The sequence below is a fragment of the Hyphomicrobium sp. CS1GBMeth3 genome, from assembly GCF_900117455.1.
In the GTDB taxonomy this organism is placed as follows: domain Bacteria; phylum Pseudomonadota; class Alphaproteobacteria; order Rhizobiales; family Hyphomicrobiaceae; genus Hyphomicrobium_C.
Window position 1 is genome coordinate 2,057,122 of sequence record NZ_FPHO01000003.1, and the last position, 21,648, is coordinate 2,078,769.

20 protein-coding genes are annotated in these 21,648 nt (G+C 62.6%); 14 read left to right on the forward strand and 6 right to left on the reverse strand.

The window, feature by feature from the left end; genetic code table 11:
• Positions 1–43: 43 nt before the first annotated feature.
• On the forward strand, positions 44–910 hold the full coding sequence (locus tag CS1GBM3_RS17060) for a cytochrome b/b6 domain-containing protein (protein WP_072396745.1): 867 nt from the start codon (positions 44–46) through the stop codon (positions 908–910).
• Complete coding sequence (locus tag CS1GBM3_RS17065; protein WP_072396746.1) at positions 907–1,692, forward strand: molybdopterin-dependent oxidoreductase; 786 nt, start codon at positions 907–909, stop codon at positions 1,690–1,692. The genes CS1GBM3_RS17060 and CS1GBM3_RS17065 overlap by 4 nt, the downstream gene beginning before the upstream one ends.
• Before the next feature lie 186 nt (positions 1,693–1,878).
• On the opposite strand, the gene CS1GBM3_RS17070 is transcribed toward CS1GBM3_RS17065, so the two are convergent.
• Entirely contained in the window at positions 1,879–2,877 is a 999-nt protein-coding gene (locus CS1GBM3_RS17070) for a sulfate ABC transporter substrate-binding protein (protein WP_072396747.1), read from the reverse strand.
• Positions 2,878–3,047: 170 nt separating this feature from the next.
• On the reverse strand, positions 3,048–3,251 hold the full coding sequence (locus tag CS1GBM3_RS17075) for a hypothetical protein (protein ID WP_072396748.1): 204 nt from the start codon (positions 3,249–3,251) through the stop codon (positions 3,048–3,050).
• Positions 3,252–3,913: 662 nt separating this feature from the next.
• Between CS1GBM3_RS17075 and CS1GBM3_RS17080 the strand changes: the two genes are divergently transcribed.
• The 9 genes from CS1GBM3_RS17080 to CS1GBM3_RS17120 all read left to right on the forward strand — a co-directional run bounded on the left by CS1GBM3_RS17080 (position 3,914) and on the right by CS1GBM3_RS17120 (position 14,289).
• Positions 3,914–4,936: a sulfate ABC transporter substrate-binding protein gene (locus tag CS1GBM3_RS17080; RefSeq protein ID WP_072396749.1), complete on the forward strand. Its 1,023-nt coding sequence runs from the start codon at positions 3,914–3,916 to the stop codon at positions 4,934–4,936.
• A 263-nt stretch (positions 4,937–5,199) separates the two neighbouring features.
• Positions 5,200–5,955 (forward strand): RBBP9/YdeN family alpha/beta hydrolase, encoded by a 756-nt coding sequence (locus CS1GBM3_RS17085; RefSeq protein WP_244534681.1) that lies wholly within the window; start codon positions 5,200–5,202, stop codon positions 5,953–5,955.
• Positions 5,956–6,082: 127 nt separating this feature from the next.
• Entirely contained in the window at positions 6,083–7,450 is a 1,368-nt protein-coding gene (locus tag CS1GBM3_RS17090; RefSeq protein ID WP_072396750.1) for a porin, read from the forward strand.
• A gap of 154 nt (positions 7,451–7,604) precedes the next feature.
• On the forward strand, positions 7,605–8,249 hold the full coding sequence (locus CS1GBM3_RS17095; RefSeq protein ID WP_244534682.1) for a helix-turn-helix domain-containing protein: 645 nt from the start codon (positions 7,605–7,607) through the stop codon (positions 8,247–8,249).
• A 221-nt stretch (positions 8,250–8,470) separates the two neighbouring features.
• Complete coding sequence (cysT, locus tag CS1GBM3_RS17100) at positions 8,471–9,307, forward strand: sulfate ABC transporter permease subunit CysT (protein ID WP_072396752.1); 837 nt, start codon at positions 8,471–8,473, stop codon at positions 9,305–9,307.
• On the forward strand, positions 9,307–10,206 hold the full coding sequence (cysW, locus tag CS1GBM3_RS17105; RefSeq protein ID WP_072396753.1) for a sulfate ABC transporter permease subunit CysW: 900 nt from the start codon (positions 9,307–9,309) through the stop codon (positions 10,204–10,206). Before cysT ends, cysW begins: the two co-directional genes overlap by 1 nt.
• Positions 10,203–11,276 carry a sulfate/molybdate ABC transporter ATP-binding protein gene (locus tag CS1GBM3_RS17110; RefSeq protein ID WP_072396754.1) on the forward strand — a complete coding sequence of 358 codons (1,074 nt, stop codon included), beginning with the start codon at positions 10,203–10,205 and terminating at the stop codon, positions 11,274–11,276. Before cysW ends, CS1GBM3_RS17110 begins: the two co-directional genes overlap by 4 nt.
• A 244-nt stretch (positions 11,277–11,520) precedes the next feature.
• Positions 11,521–12,450 (forward strand): CysB family HTH-type transcriptional regulator, encoded by a 930-nt coding sequence (locus tag CS1GBM3_RS17115; RefSeq protein WP_072396755.1) that lies wholly within the window; start codon positions 11,521–11,523, stop codon positions 12,448–12,450.
• Positions 12,451–12,615: 165 nt separating this feature from the next.
• On the forward strand, positions 12,616–14,289 hold the full coding sequence (locus tag CS1GBM3_RS17120; protein ID WP_171946520.1) for a sensor histidine kinase: 1,674 nt from the start codon (positions 12,616–12,618) through the stop codon (positions 14,287–14,289).
• 31 nt (positions 14,290–14,320) lie between these two features.
• On the opposite strand, the gene CS1GBM3_RS17125 is transcribed toward CS1GBM3_RS17120, so the two are convergent.
• Entirely contained in the window at positions 14,321–14,986 is a 666-nt protein-coding gene (locus CS1GBM3_RS17125) for an extensin-like domain-containing protein (protein WP_072396757.1), read from the reverse strand.
• Between the two features lie 449 nt (positions 14,987–15,435).
• Positions 15,436–16,230 (reverse strand): alpha/beta fold hydrolase, encoded by a 795-nt coding sequence (locus CS1GBM3_RS17130; protein ID WP_072396759.1) that lies wholly within the window; start codon positions 16,228–16,230, stop codon positions 15,436–15,438.
• 170 nt (positions 16,231–16,400) lie between these two features.
• Between CS1GBM3_RS17130 and CS1GBM3_RS17135 the strand changes: the two genes are divergently transcribed.
• Together CS1GBM3_RS17135 and CS1GBM3_RS17140 are read left to right on the forward strand one after the other, a co-directional pair.
• Positions 16,401–16,652, forward strand: coding sequence for a zinc-finger domain-containing protein (locus tag CS1GBM3_RS17135; RefSeq protein WP_072396760.1), 252 nt, complete (start codon positions 16,401–16,403; stop codon positions 16,650–16,652).
• Between the two features lie 18 nt (positions 16,653–16,670).
• Positions 16,671–17,915 (forward strand): FAD-dependent monooxygenase, encoded by a 1,245-nt coding sequence (locus tag CS1GBM3_RS17140; protein ID WP_072396761.1) that lies wholly within the window; start codon positions 16,671–16,673, stop codon positions 17,913–17,915.
• Here the strand turns inward: CS1GBM3_RS17140 and CS1GBM3_RS17145 are convergent.
• Positions 17,907–19,394 (reverse strand): di-heme oxidoreductase family protein, encoded by a 1,488-nt coding sequence (locus CS1GBM3_RS17145; protein ID WP_072396762.1) that lies wholly within the window; start codon positions 19,392–19,394, stop codon positions 17,907–17,909. The two genes, CS1GBM3_RS17140 and CS1GBM3_RS17145, sit on opposite strands and share 9 nt — an antisense overlap.
• A 119-nt stretch (positions 19,395–19,513) precedes the next feature.
• On the reverse strand, positions 19,514–20,803 hold the full coding sequence (locus CS1GBM3_RS17150; RefSeq protein ID WP_244534683.1) for an imelysin family protein: 1,290 nt from the start codon (positions 20,801–20,803) through the stop codon (positions 19,514–19,516).
• Between the two features lie 268 nt (positions 20,804–21,071).
• Between CS1GBM3_RS17150 and CS1GBM3_RS17155 the strand changes: the two genes are divergently transcribed.
• Positions 21,072–21,581 carry an RrF2 family transcriptional regulator gene (locus tag CS1GBM3_RS17155; protein WP_072396764.1) on the forward strand — a complete coding sequence of 170 codons (510 nt, stop codon included), beginning with the start codon at positions 21,072–21,074 and terminating at the stop codon, positions 21,579–21,581.
• The last annotated feature ends 67 nt before the right edge of the window (positions 21,582–21,648 follow it).

Here is a 21,648-nt window from a genome sequence, read left to right on the forward strand (position 1 = left end):
CTCCCGGACAGCCCGCGGGGCGCCGACGTTCAGCGAGGCTGCCATGACACGGTCAAACCACGGCGCACAACGTCACCCGGGACCGCTCGTCTATAGACAGAATGCCGTGACGCGCCTCGCGCATTGGACGTGGGCAGCCTGCTGGCTGTTTCTGCTTTTCTCGGGTCTGCAGATCTTCAACGCGCATCCGACGCTCTACATCGGCAACGAGAGTGGATTTGCGTATGACAACGCTGTGCTGCGGATCGGTGCCGTGGAAACACCCAATGGTCCGGAAGGGCGCACGCGCATTTTTGGTCGCGACTTCAACACGACAGGCGTGCTTGGGGTGAGCGGAAGCGCCGACGCGCCGCAGTATCGCGGCTTTCCCTCAGCCGTGACCATCCCATCGTATCGCGATCTCGCGACCGGTCGCGTTGTGCATTTCTTTTTTGCATGGATATTCGTTGCGACGCTGCTTGTGTGGTTGATAGCGAGCGCCATCAATGGCCATCTGCGGCGCGATATTGTTCCGACCCGCAAGGACCTCGCCGACCTCCCCGGCGACATCGTTGATCACCTGCGCCTGCGTCTGAACCACCGCAGTAGTTACGGCGCGCTGCAGAAACTCAGCTACGGAGCGGTGCTCTTTGGTCTCTTTCCGCTCGTCGTTTTGACCGGTCTTTCGATGAGTCCGGGAATGAACGCTGGGTTCCCATGGCTGCTAGATGTCTTCGGCGGGCGGCAGACCGCGCGCACGCTACACTTCGTAGCCGTGGCGCTGATGGTTCTCTTCCTCATCGTGCACATCGCGATGGTGCTTCTCGCCGGTCCCTTCAACGAGTTGCGCTCCATGATAACCGGCTGGTACCGCACCAGCCCCGACACAATCGACGAAAGCGCAAAAGGTGCGGAAGGAGAAGCGTCATGAGCGAGCTTCTCATGAGCCGCCGCAAGCTGCTCCGGCTCGGAACCGTCGGAGCTTCCTCGCTGGTCGTGGCGGGTTGCGATCAGTTTGATTTCCTGGGTCGGAACGACAGCACTGTGCGGTCAGTCCTGGCGAAGGCCAATGACCTTACCTATCACGCACAGAGACTTCTGATCCGAGACGGCGCCTTGGCACCCGAATACGAGGAAAGCGATATCCGCCAAGGGCAACGGCCGAACGGCTCGCGCGACCCGCAGTCGAAAGAGTACGCTGCGCTTCGGGCTAACGACTTTGCCGAGTACCGACTTCGCGTCACCGGGCTCGTAGAGCGCCAACGCGAGTATCGGCTTGGCGAGCTGCACAATATGCCGTCGCGTACGCAGATCACGCGGCACGACTGCGTGGAAGGCTGGAGCTGCATAGCCAAATGGACTGGTGCGCCGCTATCGCACCTTCTCGATGAAGCCGGCATGAAGCCAGCCGCCCGCTTCGTGGTTTTCCATTGCTACGACCGCTACGGCAGCCCGGACGGCGATCTCTACTATGAGAGCTGCGATCTCATCGACGCGCGCCATCCCCAGACGATTCTGGCCTACGGGCTTAACGACGGGCCCCTTCCGGTCGCCAACGGCGCACCGATCCGCGTGCGCATCGAGCGGGCGCTCGGCTACAAGCAACCCAAGTACGTTCACACCATCGAACTCGTGGAAAGTTTCTCCCACTTCGGGCGCGGCAAGGGCGGCTTCTGGGAGGATCGGGGCTACGACTGGTTCGCCGGCATCTAAGGGCTTGAGCGGCGAAAAGATCCGCAGTGCGACGCAAAGCGCTCTGATTTAGACAGGTCCGATGGGTCACAACATCCACCGAACAAGCAACGCGGTTCTTCTTTGTTGGATCGCCACGTCGGTTCGTCCGCCGAGCCCGGCCCCACGGGATGGGGGCCGGGTCATCAGCGGAGGCAACGATTAATCTCAGTTGCTCTTCGTTGCGGAAATTTGATCGTAGACGCCGCCATCCGCGAAATGCTTCTTCTGCGTGTCGGCCCACGGACCGATCAGCTCCTCGACCTTGAAGGTCTTGATGGCCGGAAGCTTCGCCTCGGCGAACACGACTTCGTCGCGCGGACGGAAGCCATGCTTGGCGATGATGCGCTGCGCTTCCGGCGAGAACAGAAAATCCAGATATCCCTTTGCGATCTCGGCCGTGCCGCGCTTTGCGGTGACGATATTGTTGAGGCCGACCGGCGGCGCGGCCTCTATGCTGAGCGTCGGATAGACGACGTCGAACTTATCGCCGAACTCGGTGTTGAGCAGGGCAACTTCGTTCTCGAACGTCACCAGCACGTCGCCGACGTCACGCTGCGTGAACGTTGTGGTCGCGCCGCGGCCGCCACCATCGAACACCGGCACGTTGGCGAACAGCTTGGTGACGAACTCGCGCGCTTTCTCTTCGTTCTTCTCGGTCTCGAGCGCATAGCCCCAGGCGGCGAGATACGTGTAGCGGCCATTACCGGAGGTCTTCGGATTGGGAATGACGACGGAGACGCCCGACTTTACGAGGTCGCTCCAGTCCTTGATGCCCTTGGGGTTGCCCTGGCGCACGATGAACACGCTGGTCGTCGTGTAGGGCGCCGAGTCATGCGGGAACTTGGACTTCCAGTCCTTGTCAACGACGTTCTTGCTGGCGAGGTAGTCGAGGTCGGTGGCTTGGTTGAGCGTTACGACATCCGCTGCGAGGCCGTTGACCACCGCCTGCGCCTGCTTGGTGGAAGCCCCGTGTGACTGGTTGACCGTGACATCCGCGCCTTTCTCTTTCTTCCAATGCGCGACGAAGGCCGGATTGATCTCCTTATAGAGCTCGCGCGAGACGTCATAGGAGGCGTTGAGGATAGAGGTCTCGGCGGCGTGCGCTGTCATCGGCGCGAAGGCGGCGAGCCCCAGAGCGAAAGCGAATTTGCCAAAAGTCGACATAGAGGTTCCCTTCTTGTGCGGTCGACGCTGTTGGTCGGAAAAGAGGCCGGCTCGCGGGTGGCGAGCCGGCCGAAGGCGGAACCGCCGGCCGGTAACTGCCGTGGTCCAGGGAGTGAAGCAAGTGCAATGCGCGGTCGTGACCTATAAGAGATGAAGACTCGTCTTATGTGCTAGGCAGCCTTGGCCTTCTGCCGCCCACGCCCGAATTGCGCCAGGGCCGCGCGCTCGGCATCTCGCGGTGCGTCGAAGATCTTGCCGTCGAGAGGATAATAGCGGGGCAGGGAGGCGTGGAAACGATAGCTCTTCTCGCTGTTCTGCCGAACCACGATACCCGCGGTCTCGTCCGCGACTTCGATGATGTATGCGTCTGACATGATGTGTCCTTTTCCGCCTTTCCGGCGGGCTCAACTCGCAGAGGGTGATTTGGGTTTCAGTGACGGGCATTCAATGCCCTGGTGCGATCAGTCCGATCAGCAACAACACCGAAGCGAGATGGACGAGGCGGACACAGTCATTGGAGCGGCTCGATCGAAGGCTCTCGGCCCAAAATAGGTGAACGTCATTGGTAGCTCCTTAGCGTTTGATGACGCGGCGCAAGTCGACATCGAAATCACCGCGGCGGGAACAGGAGACCCGCGCGTGCATCAAACGCTGGATTGGGCAGCAGGGGCAAATAACAAGATATGCGAAGCATTCAACCAAAGCTGCATTAGCGCCAATATATGAGAGGCGGTTCTCTGTGATTTCGGGCCCGCGTGCGAGAGGAGACGACTGACCAAACTCAGCGTCTGCTGCAGGCTCGTGTGAGGGCATTGCGACGCGGAATTTTCGCAGCGGAGTATTTTTTCGCGTTTGAAGCGGAACGCGCAATTGCGCACTGCAGATGTCGACCACGGAAGGAACTGATGCCGTGGACGGCGGCCGGCTGATATCTCCGGCAGGACCGCTCATAAGCTCAGCAGTTCTTCTTGGTTCAGCGTAGTCGAATAGCCCGCTTAGCTATCGACATCAGTTCGATCCTAAAGAGGAACTTTCCATGTCGTTTGCTCATATCACGCGCCGAACCGCGCTCGCGATCGGCCTTTCCGCCGGTTTCGCCGGTATTTCCGGGGCGACCAACGCCGCCGAGCTTCTAAACGTTTCGTATGATCCCACCCGCGAATTCTACCAGGAGTACAACGCGGCCTTCATCAAACACTGGAAGGCGCAGGGCGGCGAGGAGCTGACCATTAAGCAATCGCACGGTGGCTCGGGCAAGCAGGCCCGCGCGGTTATCGACGGCCTCGCGGCCGACGTCGTGACGCTCGCGCTCGCGGGCGATGTCAATCAGCTTGCCATCAAGGGCAACCTGATCCCGGCCGATTGGCAGAAGCGCCTGCCGGACAACGCGGCTCCTTACACGTCGACGATTGTTTTCCTCGTTCGCAAGGGCAATCCCAAACGTATCAAGGATTGGAACGATCTGGCCAAGGACGGGGTCGAGGTGGTGACACCGAACCCGAAGACCTCGGGCGGTGCGCGTTGGAATTATCTCGCCGCTTGGGGTTATGCGCTGAAGCAGCCTGGCGGCAGCGAGGAGACCGCGAAGGAGCTGGTGAGCAAGATCTACAAGAACACCAAGGTCCTCGACTCTGGCGCCCGCGGGTCAACCACGACCTTCACGGAGCGGGGCATCGGCGACGTTTTTATTTCCTGGGAGAACGAGGCGTTCCTGGCCACTAAGGAGCTCGGTCCCGACAAATTCGACATTGTGACGCCATCGGTCTCCATTCTCGCCGAGCCGTCTGTGTCGGTTGTTGACAAGGTTGTCGACAAGAAAGGGACGCGCAAACTTGCCGAGGCCTATTTGGCCTATCTCTACACCGACGAGGCCCAGGATATTGCGGGCAAGCATTACTATCGTCCGCGCAATCCGAAGTTTGCTGAGAAGTACAAGGATCAGTTCACGCCGGTCGAGCTGTTCACGATCGACGACGTGTTCGGCGGCTGGACGAAAGCCACTGAGGTCCACTTCAGCGATGGTGGCATCTTCGATCAGATCTACGACAAGAAGAGCTGACGTCCGCTCAGGGCTCGCCGCCTCCGGCTCCCAAGTCTCCTGGGGAGCAGAGGCGGCTCCCGCCCGAGCAACGAACCGCAGCAACTTTCCTTTGTTGAATTGGAACCCTGTGCCATGGCCCGCGCACTGCTTGAGACAGGTTTTGCCGCCGCGGCACTCTCCGCAATGTTTCTTGCGGCATTTTCTGGGCTGATCGCAAAAGCGCAGCTTCGCCCGGCGCACCGCGCAGCCTGCCGCTGTTCAAGGCGTTCATCGAGCCGCTGTTGAAGCTCGCTTCCGAAAAAGCCGAGCCCGGCCCGACATTCGACACCATCAACGCTTTGCAGGACATGCCACCCATGGCCACGACACTTATTATCCCCGGATTGAACTCGAGCGGCTCTGCCCATTGGCAGACCTGGTTCGAAGCCCAGATTCCCGATGCCGTCCGCGTTATCCAGGGCGATTGGAAACGCGCCAATCTCCCCGAATGGTCGGGTCGGGTTCGGCGCGAGATCTCGCGCCGCTCGGGGCCGATCCTGATCGCCGCGCACAGCTTCGGAGCGTTGGCCGCGGTGCAAGCGGCGGAGGACTACAGCGAGCGGATCGCCGGCGCGCTGCTCGTGGCGCCCGCAGATCCTAACAAGTTCGGCATCTCCGATGCGCTGCCGCCAGGTCGGCTCAACTTCCCGGCGACACTCGTCGCATCTTCCAACGATCCGTGGCTGAGTCTCGACCGCGCGCTGGCACTGGCTATCCGCTGGGGGGCCAACCTGGTCGACCTCGGTCAAGCTGGGCACGTTAATGCGGAATCCGGCTACGGCCCGTGGCCATTCGGGCTCGCGCTGCTGAGACAACTCAGCGGCACCGGGGACGCAGAGCCAAATTGGCCTCATGTTGCACTGAACAACGGTTTGATTCGCTTTGCAGGGGGCGTTTACCCGCGGCAGCCGAGCGATCCGGAAAAGGGAATCCGTAATCTCACGGAGAGCCTTAGTACTGTTGCCGTCGATGAGCGTGACCCCGTTGTCACAACGTGACGGAAACATGACCTGCACGTGGTCTGATTCCTTGAGCCGCGTCCGGGAAATTGCGAGTGTATACAGGCTAGGTATACAAGATGCCAATTTGTTAGAGTATCAGCGAACCATAGCGGAGAAAGTTGGGATGGTTGGGGGATTGTTCGGGACGGCCGCCAAGGCGGCCGCGGTAGGGGCCGCGTCTGTGGCGCTTATCTCTGTGGCGCCTGCTCAGGCGGCGGATCTGGGTGGCAGCTGCTGCGCGGACCTCGAGGAACGTATCGCCGAGCTCGAGGCGACGACGGCCCGCAAGGGCAATCGCAAGGTCTCCCTCGAGGTCTACGGTCAGATAAATCAGTCGATCATTTTCTGGGACGATGGCGTCGAGGACAACGCCTACCTCGTCACCAACGACAACTCACGTACGCGTTTCGGTTTTCGTGGCAAGGCAAAGATCAACTCAGACTGGGAAGCTGGGTACCGCCTGGAGATTGGCGTTCGCACGGCCAACTCGAAGCGCTTTACCCAAGACAACCCCCTGGGGTCTGACGTTGGGCTCGATCTGCGCGACAGCTACTGGTACGTGAAGAACAAGAGCTATGGCTCATTTGCCCTTGGACAGCAGGCGACCTCGACCGACGGTATCACCGAGTCCAACCTCACGCAGACAAAGGATTTCGCGAAGTACTCCGATGTGGAGGATACGGGCCTTGGCCTCTTCCTGCGCTCATCGGCGACTGGCGATCTGTCATCATTGTCCTGGCGCCGACTTCTCATGGATTCGGGCGATCAGCCCGGCGACGGCGATCGCCGCGTGAATTCAGTGCGCTATGAGACACCGGAAATTGCAGGCTTCTCCGCTTCAGCTTCGTGGGGCGGCGATGACTTCTGGGATATTGCGCTGCGCTATGCTGGCGAATTCGCAGGCTTCAAGTTGGCGGCCGGGATCGGATACCTTCAGATCACCGACGGGCCAGAGACAAAGTACGAGTGCCCAGCCATCGGCAAGGGTGCGACGAAGGACGAGGATTGCCACCACTTCGGCGGATCGATCAGCGTTTTGCACGAAGCAACCGGCATCTTCGTGAATTTGGGCGCCGGACAGGTGAACGACGACGTGATCGGCACCACGCCGAACTTCGTCGGCCTGAACCCGGACGACAAATCGAGCTTTTGGGCCATCCAGGCTGGCGTCGAGAAGAAGTTTTTCTCCCTCGGTAAGACGACCATCTACGGCGAATACTACGACTATGACGGCGGTGCGATTGCCCGCAGCATCAGTGGTACGGATGCACTTAATCCGTTCGCCGGTTCGGCCTCCGTCTGGAACAGCAATGTCGAGGTCTACGGCTTCGGTCTTGCCCAGGGCATCGATGCCGCTGCGATGGTGCTTTACCTTTCCTATCGCCACGTGGAGGGCGGTCTGACCCTCAGCGAGGATGGAACCGGCGACCTTGCTAAGGTCTCGATCGATGACCTCGACCTCGTGCAGGCGGGCGCCATCATCAAGTTCTGATCCCACTTTCTCCCGGATCTGAAAACGAAAAGGGCCATCCGAAAGATGGCCCTTTTTTCATGCCTTCGCGCAATGTCAGCGTGTTCATAAGATCATCATTTCTTCTTGGTTCGGTCGTCCAAGGGTCGCCGCTACATTGGCTGTCGTGAAAACGATGGCAGCAATTCCGATCTCAATGACGAGAGCAGAACCCGAGGAAGTGGAGGACGGCATTTCCCGTTCTTCAGAGGCAAGCGTGCGGGATGTTCCCGCCATCGTCGGCGCCAACCTGCGCCGGCTGCGCAAGGGGCAAGGGTTCTCGCTGGAGAAGTTGGCCGAGCTCTCCGGAGTGAGCCGCGCCATGCTGGGACAGATCGAGACTGCCAAGAGCGTCCCCACGGTAAGCCTGCTTTGGCGCGTAGCGGACGCGCTGGGCGTACCGGTCGCAAGCCTCATGGCCACGGAGCGTGAGCCGAGTGTTGTCGTGATCAGGCGCGACAACGCCAGCGTCCTCGTCGCAAGCGACGGACAATACGCGACCCGTAGCCTGGCGCCGGTAAACCGGGCGCGCTCCACGGGCTTCTTCGAAGTCACGTTCGCACCGGGACACCGCGAGCGGTTTCAGGCGTCCGCGATCGGGACACACCACAATCTGGCGATTGCCCGCGGGCGCCTATTGATCACGGTGGGCGACGAGCCGCCGGTCACCCTCGAAGAGGGTGATTCCATTGCCTTTGAAGCGTCGCGCCCGCATGCAATTGAAAACATTAGTGCTTCTCTGGTTTCCGCATTCCTCGTCGTGATCTCGTCGACCGGTTGAATGCGCGGTCTGCTTTGCACGATTTGGAATAAGTATCGAAGTTATTCTTAGTTTTGGTTCTAAAGGGCCTTTTATAGGGTCGGGGCTCAGAAGTTCCCTGGGGGGCCACCTTGTCATCGAAGCAGACATACCTGCAGAAGCTGGTCTCCTGGACGGCACTCCTGTGTTCTGTCTCTGTGATCGTCGCTCTTACAGTCACGCACTGAGCAGGACAGACTTCCATGGCAAGTTCAAGTACGCGCAGGGTCCTGCCGGGATTCGGGCTGTCTCTCGGCTACACGCTTATCTACCTTTCGCTGATCGTTCTGATCCCGCTGTCATCAGTTTTCGTGCTGTCAGCAGGCATGGGCTGGGAGAGGTTTGTGGACGCGGCAACCTCGCCCCGCGTCGTCGCATCGTACAAGTTGAGCTTCGGCGCCTCACTTCTCGCGGCAGGCATCAACGTCGTCTTTGGCCTGATCTTGGCCTGGTCGCTTGTCCGTTACACGTTCCCAGGCAAAAAGCTGGTCGACGCTTTGATCGACCTGCCATTCGCGCTCCCCACGGCCGTGGCCGGCATCGCATTGACCGCCATCTACGCAAAGAACGGTTGGGTCGGGCAGTTCTTCGAGCCTTTGGGGATCCAGATCGCGTTCACACCCATCGGGATCCTGATTGCGCTCGTGTTCATTGGCCTGCCGTTCATCGTGCGCACGGTGCAGCCGATCATCGAAGACCTCGACGCCGAGTTCGAGGAAGCTGCGGCAAGCCTCGGTGCATCGCGACTGCAGACGTTCCGGCGCGTGATCTTCCCGGCACTCCTTCCGGCGCTCCTAACCGGTTTCGCGCTCGCCTTCGCCCGCGCCGTCGGCGAGTACGGCTCCGTGATCTTCATCGCCGGTAACATTCCGTTCGTTTCCGAGATTACCCCTCTGATGATCATCACAAAGCTCGAGCAGTACGACTATGAGGGTGCCGGTGCCGTCGCGACCGTGATGCTGCTCTTCTCTTTCATCCTTCTCCTCATCATCAACGGCTTGCAGGCTTGGACGACGCGCCGCGCGGGAAGGAGCATCTGATGGCTGGTGGAGGTGCTGCACGTTCGGGGGCCCAAGCACGCGTCGCAACCCGGTTCGAGTCCAATGTCGCAACGCGCGACAAGGCATGGGTGAAATACACGCTTCTGGTCGTGGGGCTCACCTATTTTGCGCTGTTTCTTCTGCTGCCGTTGATCGCGGTGTTCATCGAAGCCTTCCGCAAGGGGTGGGAGGCTTATATTGCCGCGTTGACGGAGCCGGATGCTGTCTCGGCCATCAAGCTGACGCTGATTGCGGCCGCCATCTCGGTGCCACTGAACCTGACGTTTGGCATTGCGGCTGCCTGGGCCGTCACCAAGTTTGATTTCCCGGGCAAGCAGTTCCTGATCAGTCTCATCGACCTGCCGTTCTCGGTCTCGCCGGTGGTCGCTGGCTTGATTTATGTGCTGCTGTTCGGCGCCCAGGGCTGGTTCGGCCCATGGCTCGCCGAACACGACATCCGCATCATATTTGCGGTGCCGGGTATCGTGCTGGCGACCGTGTTTGTCACCTTTCCCTTCGTCGCCCGCGAGCTGATCCCGCTCATGCAGTCACAGGGTCGCGACGAGGAGGAGGCGGCTGTCTCACTCGGCGCCAGCGGCTGGCAGATGTTCCGCCGTGTCACGCTGCCCAACATCAAGTGGGCGCTGCTTTATGGCGTCATTCTTTGTAATGCGCGCGCCATGGGCGAGTTCGGCGCCGTGTCGGTCGTGTCGGGCCACATCCGCGGCGAGACCAACACCATGCCGCTGCACGTAGAGATCCTTTACAACGAGTACCAGTTCGCGGCCGCGTTCGCTGTCGCGTCCCTGCTGGCGCTGCTGGCACTCGTCACGCTTGTGATCAAGACTTATATTGAATGGCACGCGAGCCTCTCGAACTCCGAGGAGACGACTTCATGAGCATCGAGGTCCGCAACATCTCGAAATCGTTCGGCAGCTTCAAAGCGCTGGACAATGTCAGCCTGAATTTGCCGGACGGCCAGCTGATCGCGCTGCTCGGTCCCTCGGGCTGTGGCAAGACTACACTTTTGCGCATCATCGCGGGTCTTGAGTTCGCCGACGAGGGTTCCATCATCCTGTCGGGCGAGGATGCCTCCGGTAAGGACGTGCGCGAACGTCACGTCGGTTTCGTCTTCCAGCACTACGCGCTGTTCCGTCATATGTCGGTGTTCGAGAACGTGGCCTTCGGCCTGCGCGTGAAGCCGAAGGCCGAGCGGCCTTCGGAGAAGGAGATCCGCGAGCGCGTCCATCGCCTGCTCGATCTCGTGCAGCTCGGCTGGGTCGCCGACCGCTTGCCTTCGCAGCTCTCCGGCGGACAGCGTCAGCGAATCGCGCTCGCCCGCGCGCTCGCGGTCGAGCCGCAGGTCCTTCTGCTCGACGAGCCGTTCGGTGCTCTTGATGCAAAGGTCCGTAAGGAGTTGCGCCGCTGGCTGCGTCGTCTGCACGACGATCTGCACATCTCGTCGGTATTCGTCACACACGATCAGGAGGAGGCACTCGAGGTCGCCGATAGCATCGTGCTCATGAACAAGGGTCGGATCGAGCAGATCGGCTCGCCGCGTGACATCTACAACCAGCCGGCTACCGCTTTTGCGTACGGTTTCATTGGCACGGTGAACGAATTCCGCGGACGCGTCGAAGGCGGCTACGTGCGTGTCGGCGACGACCTTCTTCCGCATGGGCGCACCGATCTGAGCGATGGGGCATCGGTCATCGCCTACGCCCGCCCGCACGAGACTGAGATCGTGAAGGATGGCGACGGCGTGGGCGTCGCTGCCAAGGTCAATCGCATCCTTTCTAACGGCGCCATCACCCGCGTCGAGCTGCTCGCGAACGGAGCTGCGCGCGACGGCAAGAAGGAATACTTCGAAGTCGAGGTCGCGCCGGAAGAGCTTGCCACGCTCGGTCTCTCGACGGGCGAGCGTGTGCGCATCAAGAGCCGGCGCCTGAGCCTTTTCGGCGACCAGTGATTGGCGGCGAGTCGTGCATCTGAAGGCGGCACACTTCATACGTAACGCACGGCCTGAGCGGTGTAGCACCACTGCTCAGATATTGGCGCGCCGGTTCTGTTGACGCTGCCTCTGCTTTCGTCGGCGCTAGCTGCGCCTTGTTCGCCGTTTCTCCCCCTTGTAGCTTCGGCTACGCCGTTCGGCGTGATGGCACGATCGCTTCGTTCTGCGGCTGCCACTGCCGTTCCTTGTGATAGGTAAGCAAATGAACTTCCAGCAGTTGCGCATCGTTCGCGAGACGGTGAAGCGCAATTTCAACCTGACCGATGTCGCCGGCGCATTGCACACGTCTCAGTCAGGAGTCTCCAAGCACATCAAGGACCTCGAGGATGAGCTTGGCGTCGAGCTGTTCGTGCGTCGCGGCAAGCGACTGCTCGGCCTGACGGAGCCGGGCCAGGAGCTGATCGGAATCGTCGAGCGCATTCTGCTCGACGCGCAGAATATCAAGAAGCTCGGCGAACAGTTCTCGATGAAGGACAGGGGCCAGCTTATTGTCGCCACGACGCACACTCAGGCACGTTATGCGCTGCCGCCCGTTGTGACCGAATTCAAGAAGCAGTTCCCCAAGGTCAATCTCGTGCTGCACGAGGCGAGCCCCGGCGAAATCGTGTCCATGCTTCGCGGTGGGCAGGCCGACATCGGCGTCGCTACGGAGGGGCTACAGGATGCGCCGGATCTCGCCGCCTTCCCCTATTACCGCTGGCATCACGGCGTTGTGGTTCCGAAGGGACACGCGCTCGACACGGACGCCAAGCTGACGCTCGAGGCACTCGCCGAGTGGCCGCTGATCACCTACAGCGAGGGCTTCACCGGCCGCTCCAAGATCGACAAGGCATTCCACCAGGCGGGTATAGCCCCAGACATCGTGCTCTCGGCGCTCGATGCAGATGTCATCAAGGCCTACGTCGAGCTGGGCCTCGGTATCGGCATCGTCGCCTCTAGAGCCTTCGACGCGGCGCGCGACCCGCAGCTTCGCCTGATCGATGCCGACCACCTTTTCGAGGTCAACGTTTCCCGCGTGGCCGTTCGCCGCGGAACCTACTTGCGGGGATACGCATTCCGCTTCATCGAATATTGCTCGCCCGAGCTTTCCGAGCAGGTCGTTCGGTCGGGGATGGAGACGCCGGCCGAGTGAGACGTTTAGCGGCGCACGGCTCATTCTCCTGTTTTTAGAGGAGGTTGGCGCGCGCCGCTTGCAGATGCTCAAAAAATCTAAGGCCGGTGGGGTCTTACAAGCGCCACGCGTATTGATGTAAGACTGGGCATCTCCCCCGATTGGATGGCCCCGCACGGAATGCAATTGCCTTTTTCCCTCCGCCCGCCGTGGCCGGTCTCGTTTCTGCTGGCCCTTTCTATCATTGCGCTCGCGATCCCCTTGCTGGCGCTTCTCGGCATGGAGGCGGCAAGACTCACGTCGTCCGAGCGTAATCGGCTATTCAATGAAGCCCGCTTGAATGCCGAGCGCATTGCCGCTGATCTCGATCAGACGATGAACGGCTACATCGCCATCCTCGAATCGCTGGCGACGACCCCCGCTCTGGCCGAAGGAGACCTTGCGACGGTCTATCGGCAGGCGGAGGCTGCGCTCAGGCCGCGAGGCCTCTATGCCTTTCTCCGCGATTCGAATGGCCAGATGCTCTTCAATACGCGCCTGCCTTATGGGGCGGCACTCCCCACAACCACGGGCTTCGATGGGCAGGTCATCAGCGGCAACCGCGCCGTCATCTCGGATGTCGTCATCGGCGAGGTCGCCAAGCGCCCCGTAATGGCCGTTAGCGTCCCCGTTTACCAGGGCGGCGACCTGCGCTTCGTGCTGTCGCTGTCGCTTGAGCCTTCACTGATGAAGGAGCTGCTTGACCGCCAGAAGATGCCGCCGGAATGGCGCGCAACGATCGTCGATCGCAAGGGCGTCGTTATTGCGCGCACCCGCCTGCATGACGAGTTCGTCGGCAAGCCGTTGTCGGACCTCGCGCGCACCGATGGTGACGAGATGGAGGGATTGGACCTCGAGGGTCGCGTCGTCAAATGGGGTATAGCGCCCTCGCGCGTCTCGGGCTGGACGGTCTACGTGTCGGTCCTGTCGGAGCTTGTCGACGCGGCCGCACGCGACGCGCTCCTCAACTACGTGCTCATTGTCGCGGCCTTCACCTGCGTGGGGATCGCGGGTGCGGTCGGCATGGCGCGCGTGATCACGCAGCCACTGGACGCGGCGGAAAGGGCGGCTAAGGCGCTCGGCGAAGGGCGCGCCGTGGAATTTAAACCCACGCTCGTCGCCGAGGCCAATGCCATCGGCGCGGCGCTCGTCGAGGCAGCGGAGCTGCGCGAGCAGGCCGAGCAGCAGATCATGCTCCTGATGCGCGAGGTCAACCATCGCTCGAAGAACATGCTGGCGGTGGTGCAGGCCATCGCCCGCCAGATGCCGTCGAACGATCCGAAACTTTTCGTGCGCCAATTCTCGGACCGCATCGTCGGGCTCGCCGCGAGCCAGGATCTTCTGATCGAAAGCAACTGGCAGGGCGTGCGCGTCGCCGACCTCGTGCGCTCCCAGCTCGCGCTTTTCCGAGAGTTGATCGGCACGCGCATCGACATCTCGGGACCACCCGTCCGCCTGCAGCCGCCGGCCGCCCAGGCCATTGGCATGGCGCTGCACGAGCTCGCCACCAACGCCAGCAAGTACGGCGCGCTATCCGACGAGAACGGCAAGCTCCGCATAAAGTGGCACCTGGAAGGGAACGGCGAGAACCGCGAGTTCGTGCTCGCCTGGGTGGAGGAGGATGGCCCGCCCGTGAAGCCTCCGGAGCGCCGCGGCTTCGGCTATACCATCATGGTCGCCATGGTGGAGAAGTCGCTCGATGCGACGGTGACGGTCGATTATGCGGAAAGCGGCCTCAAATGGACGGTGCGCGCGCCGGCCCGCTGCACCTATGAAGGCCCCGAGACGGCGGGTGGTCCCGCCAAGCGCAAGAGCGCCTGACAGCGCCCCACCTCAGCCTGAGCGCCGCGCCTTATTTGCAGATGCGCTTGAGCCCGTTGCGGCCGTGCCGCGCGAGATCGACGTGGAAATGATCGTGATGCGCCCGGTCGTGATTGGGGCCGAGCACGGTCGTGAACCGCTCGCAGGCGCCGCGATGCACGGTCCTGAGGAAGGTTTGCTTAGCGACGTCGCCGTTCCAGTCGCGCTTGATGGAGATCTTGCGCCCGTCCGCCAGCGTGAAGCCCGACACGTCGAGGGCGTTGGCGTACCCATGCTCGGAGAGCCTCGCGCCCGACACGTGGTTCATCGGACGGCACGAGTAGGACCCTGCCACCGACACTTCCACTAGTTCGGCTCCGAAATAGTAGCGCGCCGCCGGCTGGACGCTTTCGCGGATCCAGCGCTCGACCTGCGGAATCATAGGACAGCGGAGCAGGGCGGCTGGCTTCAATTGCACGCGGCCGTCGTCGACCGCGGTCAGCTCGTAAGGACGCTCGGTCCCGCACACGCTGGGGCCGCCGAGTGCCGACCGGCTGGCGGCGAAGCTGGTGTGCGCAAGCACGCCCGAGGTGATGCACGCGCTTTCTTCTTCCGCGCGCCAAGGTTCGAGCTTGGCGACGAAGTTCGGTCCGGAGCTGCATCCGGAGATCAGGGCCGGGACAAGCGCCGGCAGGATGAGAACGCGACTGAAACGCATGACGAAGGGACACTACGGCCGTTAAGGCTAAGGAACGGTGAATGTCCCATCCTCCCCATACGTCCTATCGCAGGCATTCAAGGCCGATTGCGGCCGCCACTGGGGCGCTTGTCGGGCCGACGCGCGACCCTTTTCCGGCAAAGCCTTACACTCTTATCCACAACGATCCGAGTGAGGCAGGGTGAATCCGCAGTCGAACGATTTGGGTGTCTGCTACAATTCGAGCGTCCGCGGTCGGAGACGCCGAGCGACGGCTGGCAAAGAGCAGCCTACCCTCTCAGGGGCTGCGCTGGCCCACCGATGCGGACACTGTAGGCTTACGGCGTCGAGCTCTTTCGTGCGTCGAGGCCCCGGCCGAAGACAGAGCTGCTCGCTCGACATCCCCCACGATGTTCCCTCGACGAGCTCCGCCTGTCCGACCGGGGCCTTACGAGTCGTAGGGAGCGCGATCAACCGCCTCCGAGCCGATGGCGCGCCAGGAAGGCACGCGCGGTGTCCTTGAAGGACGCATCGCCCACCGCCCTCATGTGCTCGCGGCCGTTGATCACGAACGCTTCTGCTCCTGGGATGAGCGCGGCCAGCTCCTCCGCTGAGCCGCCGACCACGTCCCGATCGCCCACCGCCACGAGCACCGGCGGCTTGAGCGTCGCCACTGTCTCAGCCGTGATTGGTGCGCGCGCCGAGCGGATGCACGTCGCCAACGCTTTGAGGTCGCTCCTGGTCTGCTCGGCGAAGACGCGAAAGGTGCGGGCCGCCTGGCTTTTCACGTCGTCGACGCTTGGCGCTTCAAGCGCGTGCGCGATCGGACCCGTGCCCGCCATCCCGCGCACCATGTTAATCCCGAGCCCGCCGAACACCAGGCTCTGCACGCGCTCCGGATGGGCCAGCGCCAGAAACGCGGCGATGCGCGCGCCCATCGAGTAGCCGATGACGTGCGCGCGCGGGATGGACAGATGATCGAGCAGCCGCCGCGCGTCCTCGGCCATCACCGGCGCGCCATAGTCCTCTATCTTATAGAGTTTCTCACTCGCCCCATGCCCGCGGTTGTCGAACCCGATGACCCGATAGCCGGCGGAGGACAGCGCCGAAACCCATCCCGTATCGACCCAGTTGGTCGCTGCATTGGATGCAAAACCATGGATGAGCAGCACTGGCTCGGCGTCCGCCGCCGGGCCCGGCTGATCGAAATAGGAAAGCGTAACGCCGTCCGAGCTGAACGATTTCGTCTGGGGTCTCGGGAACATGGTTGAAAGGCTCCTCGCGCCGCAACGCGGGCAAAGTGGCAGAGAATTTCATCGATTTGCAACGCTTGCAGGCTCGCCGTCTCCTTATTAAGTAGTCGCAGCGATCTATCATTTCACCGTTTCGGCGGCTATGGTGAGGCGCTCGTCAGTTTCGAGGGATGACACGATCGATGGCCAAGGTCGGGACGCCACATTTTGCCAACGACGTCGGCGCCGAAAAGATCTTCGTCGGCGTGCGTGAGCTGCAGTGCATGGGTGCCCGTCCGCCTTTCGATCATCCGCATGTGTTTCTGGACATGGGCGCCGACAGCCAGATCCTCTGCCCGTATTGCTCCACGCTCTACGTTCACGATCCGCGCCTTGCGGAAAACGAGAGCGATCCTAAGGATTGCCTCGTGTCGCTGACGAGCGAAGCGGCATAGGCACTCGATGGGCGGATCATGACCTCAACTCCGCCCTCCAAGGGTCAGCTTGAGCGAGTGTTGATCGCTGGCGGCGGCATCGGCGGCATTGCCACGGCCCTCGCCCTCGCCAAGCGCGGCATCGCCTCCACGGTGCTTGAGCGCCGGCTGATCTTCGGCGAGGACGGAGCCGGCATTCAGATCGGCCCCAACGGTACCCGCATCCTGGGAGAACTCGGCGCCGCAGCTTTTCTGAGATCGCGCGTAACGGTACCGGATGGCTTGCGCGTTCTCGACGCGACGACGGCGCGTCCGCTCGCCGCGTTTCCTCTGGGCCGCTGGATTGCCGAGCGCCACGGCGCGCCATACTGGACCGCGCACCGGCGGGATCTTCACAACGCGCTGTTGTCCGCCGCCGAGCGCGAGTCCCTGATCAAGATTAGAATGGGCTTCGACGTGACCTCCGTCAGCGACGAGGGTGACGGCGTGACGGCCACCTCCGCCAACGCCGACGATTGCCGCGGCGACGTTCTCATCGCAGCCGACGGAGCGTGGTCGGCCCTGCGCAGCCGCGCCTTTGGAGGCGCGGCGCCGGCATACACTGGCAAGTGCGCCGTGCGTGTCGTGCTTCCGATCGAGGATGTGCCGGAAGCGCTGAACCGCACGGAGGTCCACCTGTGGCTCGGGCGCGATGTGCACGTCGTGCACTATCCCGTGCAGGCGGGCCACGCCGTGGCTCTCGTGGTCGTGTTCGACGATCGTCACGTCACGACAGATTGGAGCACGTCCTGCGACACGGCCTGGGTATCGGGCCGCACGACCGGGTTTGCGCCGCTGTTGCGCGAATTGCTCGCACGGCCCGACGAGTGGCGGCGCTGGTCGCTAATGACGCTGCGCCACAGTCCGCGCCTCGCGGTGGGCCGTCTGGCTCTGCTCGGCGATGCGGCGCATCCCGTGATGCCCTTCCTTGCGCAGGGCGGCGTGATGGCGCTCGAGGATGCCGTCGTCGTCGCGGATACGCTCGCCGCTGATCGAGCCGATCCTCCGCGCGCCTTGAAGGCTTATGAGCGCGCCCGCCGTTCGCGCGTGCAACGCGTCGCGCGCGCCTCGCGTTTGAACGGACGCATCTATCATCTGGGCGGCTTGCCGGCAGACGCGCGCAACTTCGCGTTCACGCGCATGTCGGCCGATCGCTTCATGCGTCGGTTCGATTGGCTCTACGGCTGGACTGCCCCGCAAACGGCCTCGCACCAGCCCGTTACGCCTAGCGCATCGTCAGAGTGAATTGACAAAGGCAAGCAGCGCTTCGCGCTCTTCGCGGCTGAGGCCGGCATAGGCATCGCGCGCCGCTTGCGCCTCGCCGCCGTGCCATAGGATCGCTTCCTCGACGTTGCGTGCGCGCCCGTCGTGCAGAAGGAACGTATGGCCGCTTACGACCTCCGTGAGCCCGATGCCCCACAACGGCGCCGTGCGCCACTCGCGCCCATCGGCCACGCCTTCGGGCCGTCCGTCGGCGAGACCCTCGCCCATGTCGTGCAGCAGGAAATCGCTATAGGGCCAGATCTGCTGCCCACTGAGGTGCGGCTGGTCCAGCACATGACCCGTCTTGAATGACGGGTTGTGGCACGCTGCGCATCCAGATTTGTGAAACAGAACCTTACCCTTGAGTACGGTGTCGTCAGCGGGGCCCCGCCGCTCCGGCACGGCGAGATTCTGCGAATAGAAAACCACGAGGTCGAGCAGCTCCTGACCAAGTTCGAAACCGCCCAGGCGGTCCGTGTCTCCGTTCGGCGCCGAGAGGCACGCCGCCTGCGCCGCCGTGCAATCGCCCGATGGCTTTGGAACGAGCGGGTTGGAAAGCCCGATGTCGCCAGCCGCCGCCGACGCGCTCTGGTCGATGATGGTCGGAGCGCCGGCTTTCCACCCGAAGCGTCCCAGCATCACGCGCTTCTGCGACAGCGACCACACCTCGTTGGCGCGGCCCGATATGCCGTCGCCGTCGGCATCGTCTGGATCGGCAATTGCGCGGATGTCCGTTTCCGGGATCGCCTCGACGAGGCCGAGGCCGATCATCGGCGGGGAGATGCGTGGCGACAGCATGACCTTGGGATGCAGCGGGCCATACTTCAGCTCGACGGCGGAATAGGTGGGCTTGCGCAGCGTCACCATATACCCGTCCTTGAGCGTCACCGGCACATCTTCATACGTGATGTGCATGTGTCCTTCGCCGTCGTGGCCCTGGATGGCAATGTTCTGCAGCTGCTCGCCGTAGACGGGATCCGGGATGCTGTTGACGCGCCGCTCGGCGAAAAGCTGTTTCTGCGCATCCGTCTCCGGAGGGATCGAGAGCCTCAGGAACAGCGAGACCGCAGTCTCGTCGGGCCAGTTGGCGAGCGGCGGCCGCCCGCGTCCATCCTTGAGGTGGCAGTTCTGGCAGCCCCGCGCGTTGTAAAGCGGGCCAAGACCATCCGATGCCTTCGTCGAAGAGGGTGCCGCAACCCAGAGCCTGCGGAATATGGCGTTGCCGACTCGGAACCGCGCCTCGCCCTCGAAGCCGATGCCGTGCGAATGATAGGAGAAGGCATCGCGGTCGAGCGGCCGCCCGCGCGAGGTAGCGCTGCCGCCTGGCAGCTCCTCACCGGGCTCGAGCGTAGGGGCAACGTCGACAGACGGGGCAGCGACGAGGGCAACCGTGCCGGCAGCCAGCGGCAGCAGCGCCGCGAAGGCGATGGCCCAAAACGTGTGTCCGAATGCGCGGCCCATGAGGTCTCCCCGATGCGACGCCAGTCAGCACGGCGAGGCACCGCTCGCAAGATCAAAGCTCCGCCCGTGGACGCTTCGCCGCGTCGCCTGCTGACGTGGAACAGCGGGGAGCGACGGCCTCAGCCGCCGCCATCCACCTTGTCCGGCGCGTCGAGGCTGTCGGAGCCCTCGAACTTGATGCCCTTGAGATCGAGCGCCGCGATGGCCCGCTCGAGCTCTTTGGCCTGGGCGATAAGCGCGTCGATACCACCCTGGATCGCGGCGTTACCTTCGTCGTTGCCGAGCGCCAGCATCTGATCATAGGCCTCGACGGTCTTGGCGCGGTCGACGAGCGCCTGCACCTTGGCGAGGCTGTTTTCGATCGCCGCCCGCACCTGTGCGTCCGTCTCCGGTGACTTGGCCTTGACGAGATCCGAGATGCTCGGACCCGCGACTACGCTTCCGTCCGTCCGCTTATAGCGCCCGAGATAGACGTTCTGGATCCCTAGCACGTCGCCATAGTGCGCGTTGTGCGTGTTGTCGGAGAAGCAGTCGTGCTCCTCTTCCGGATCGTGAATGATGAGTCCCAGCTTCATGCGCTCGCCGGCCAATTCGCCGTACGAAAGACTCCCGAGACCGGTAAAAATCGTGGTTAGGCCGTCAGCTTCGCCGCGCTGTACGAACTTGCGCGCATCCCCGTCCTTGCCCCACTGCTTCGTCATCCAGGTGAGGTCCTCGATCAGCATGTCGGTCACGGTCGCGAGATACGCCGCGCGCCGGTCGCAGTTGCCGCCTGTGCAGGCTTTGAGGTCGTAATCCGTGGCGGGACGATTGCCTGCGCCCGGCTCCGTGCCGTTGAGATCCTGCCCCCAGAGAAGAAACTCGATGGCGTGATACCCAGACGCGACGTTGGCCTCGACGCCGCCCGCTTCGTGCAGGCCACGGATCAATTCCGGCGTGATCTTACTGGCGTCGACCGTCTTTCCGGCCACCTTGAGCGACGTGTTGGCGATGACGTTGGCCGCGTAGAATTCATTCTCGGGATTGTCGCCGCCGTACGCCTCAGAGACGTAGTCGATGAGCCCTTCGTCCAGCGGCCATGCGTTTACGCGGCCTTCCCAGGCATCGACGATCGGGTTGCCGAACCGGTAGGCCTCGGTCTGCATGTAAGGCACGCGTGCCGCGATCCATGCCTTGCGCGCCGCATCGAGCGTCGCGTCGCTGGGCGACTTGATCAGGGCGTCGATCGCGTCCTTGAGCTCCTGGGCGTCCTTGAGGCTGTCGCCGTAGGTGGCCTCCGCGATATCGGCGTAGGCGGCGAGCACGTCCTTGATCGGCGGCGGCTCGGCGTGCGCTGAGAGGCCGGGAACGAGCGTCAGAGCGATCGCGACCGCCCCCATGAGAGGCCGCAGTCCGGCAGTGTAGGCCATTGACAAAAAACGTCTCCTTCGGTTGGCAAGCGGCGCCAAAGCGTCTAGGCTTATTGACGCAGCCAGTCAAGAATGCTTAACGGGTTGCGGCGCTGGTGGTCACGGTGGCCCGGCCCTGTGTCAACCTTGTGCTGGTGAACGGACTATCCCTTGAAGTTGGCTCCAGTTTGGAATTAATCTAGATAAAGTCTAGAATGCGGCGGCTGGCAAACGAGAGAAATTCCCGTACCCGTGTGGGCCGGGTCAGGGACGGAGAGCTGGACAAACCATGCGCCTAAGCAAAACCACCAATTACGCCATTCGCATTTTGCTCGATTGCGCGGTCGCCGACCCCAATCTGGTCAAGGTGGCCGAGATTTCCGAGCGCCGCGATATCACGCTGCAGAACACGTTCAAGATCGTGCATCTGCTGTCTCGCGCAGGCTTCATCCGCGCCGTCCGCGGTCGCCACGGCGGCGTGCGCCTGGCGCGCCCAGCGTCGGAGATCCGCATCGGCGACGTCGTACGCGCCATGGAGATCCTGAACCTCGAGGTCGAGCGCGAGGAGAGCCAGCGGGCCGGCGTCCAGGGCAGCCAGCTCGCGGCGCTCGATCAGCTGTTCGACGACGCGCTCGGCGCCTTCATCAGCGTGCTCGACGAGCACACGCTGGAGCAGATGATCAAGGCTCAGCGCAAGGGCACCACCGGCGCGCGACCCAAGGCCAAAACAACGCGTCGTGCGAAGCCGTTGGCGGTGGCCAGCAGCGGTGCACGCCGTCAGCCGATTGGACACGGCTGATCAAAGCTTCTTTACTTTGGAACTCTTCAAAACAATCTTTTGAATGATTCCAATGATCTAGTGCGCC

What these genes read in the sequence shown, in the direction of transcription:
- CS1GBM3_RS17130 (WP_072396759.1), bottom strand. Translation starts at nt 16,230, where the DNA reads ATGTTCCCGAGACCCCAGACGAAATCGTTCAGCTCGGACGGCGTTACG.
- CS1GBM3_RS17065 (WP_072396746.1), top strand. Translation starts at nt 907, where the DNA reads ATGAGCGAGCTTCTCATGAGCCGCCGCAAGCTGCTCCGGCTCGGAACC.
- CS1GBM3_RS17060 (WP_072396745.1), top strand. Translation starts at nt 44, where the DNA reads ATGACACGGTCAAACCACGGCGCACAACGTCACCCGGGACCGCTCGTC.
- CS1GBM3_RS17125 (WP_072396757.1), bottom strand. Translation starts at nt 14,986, where the DNA reads ATGCGTTTCAGTCGCGTTCTCATCCTGCCGGCGCTTGTCCCGGCCCTG.
- CS1GBM3_RS17070 (WP_072396747.1), bottom strand. Translation starts at nt 2,877, where the DNA reads ATGTCGACTTTTGGCAAATTCGCTTTCGCTCTGGGGCTCGCCGCCTTC.
- CS1GBM3_RS17075 (WP_072396748.1), bottom strand. Translation starts at nt 3,251, where the DNA reads ATGTCAGACGCATACATCATCGAAGTCGCGGACGAGACCGCGGGTATC.
- CS1GBM3_RS17135 (WP_072396760.1), top strand. Translation starts at nt 16,401, where the DNA reads ATGGCCAAGGTCGGGACGCCACATTTTGCCAACGACGTCGGCGCCGAA.
- CS1GBM3_RS17115 (WP_072396755.1), top strand. Translation starts at nt 11,521, where the DNA reads ATGAACTTCCAGCAGTTGCGCATCGTTCGCGAGACGGTGAAGCGCAAT.
- CS1GBM3_RS17095 (WP_244534682.1), top strand. Translation starts at nt 7,605, where the DNA reads ATGGCAGCAATTCCGATCTCAATGACGAGAGCAGAACCCGAGGAAGTG.
- CS1GBM3_RS17110 (WP_072396754.1), top strand. Translation starts at nt 10,203, where the DNA reads ATGAGCATCGAGGTCCGCAACATCTCGAAATCGTTCGGCAGCTTCAAA.
- CS1GBM3_RS17140 (WP_072396761.1), top strand. Translation starts at nt 16,671, where the DNA reads ATGACCTCAACTCCGCCCTCCAAGGGTCAGCTTGAGCGAGTGTTGATC.
- CS1GBM3_RS17080 (WP_072396749.1), top strand. Translation starts at nt 3,914, where the DNA reads ATGTCGTTTGCTCATATCACGCGCCGAACCGCGCTCGCGATCGGCCTT.
- CS1GBM3_RS17150 (WP_244534683.1), bottom strand. Translation starts at nt 20,803, where the DNA reads ATGGCCTACACTGCCGGACTGCGGCCTCTCATGGGGGCGGTCGCGATC.
- CS1GBM3_RS17155 (WP_072396764.1), top strand. Translation starts at nt 21,072, where the DNA reads ATGCGCCTAAGCAAAACCACCAATTACGCCATTCGCATTTTGCTCGAT.
- cysW (WP_072396753.1), top strand. Translation starts at nt 9,307, where the DNA reads ATGGCTGGTGGAGGTGCTGCACGTTCGGGGGCCCAAGCACGCGTCGCA.
- cysT (WP_072396752.1), top strand. Translation starts at nt 8,471, where the DNA reads ATGGCAAGTTCAAGTACGCGCAGGGTCCTGCCGGGATTCGGGCTGTCT.
- CS1GBM3_RS17090 (WP_072396750.1), top strand. Translation starts at nt 6,083, where the DNA reads ATGGTTGGGGGATTGTTCGGGACGGCCGCCAAGGCGGCCGCGGTAGGG.
- CS1GBM3_RS17145 (WP_072396762.1), bottom strand. Translation starts at nt 19,394, where the DNA reads ATGGGCCGCGCATTCGGACACACGTTTTGGGCCATCGCCTTCGCGGCG.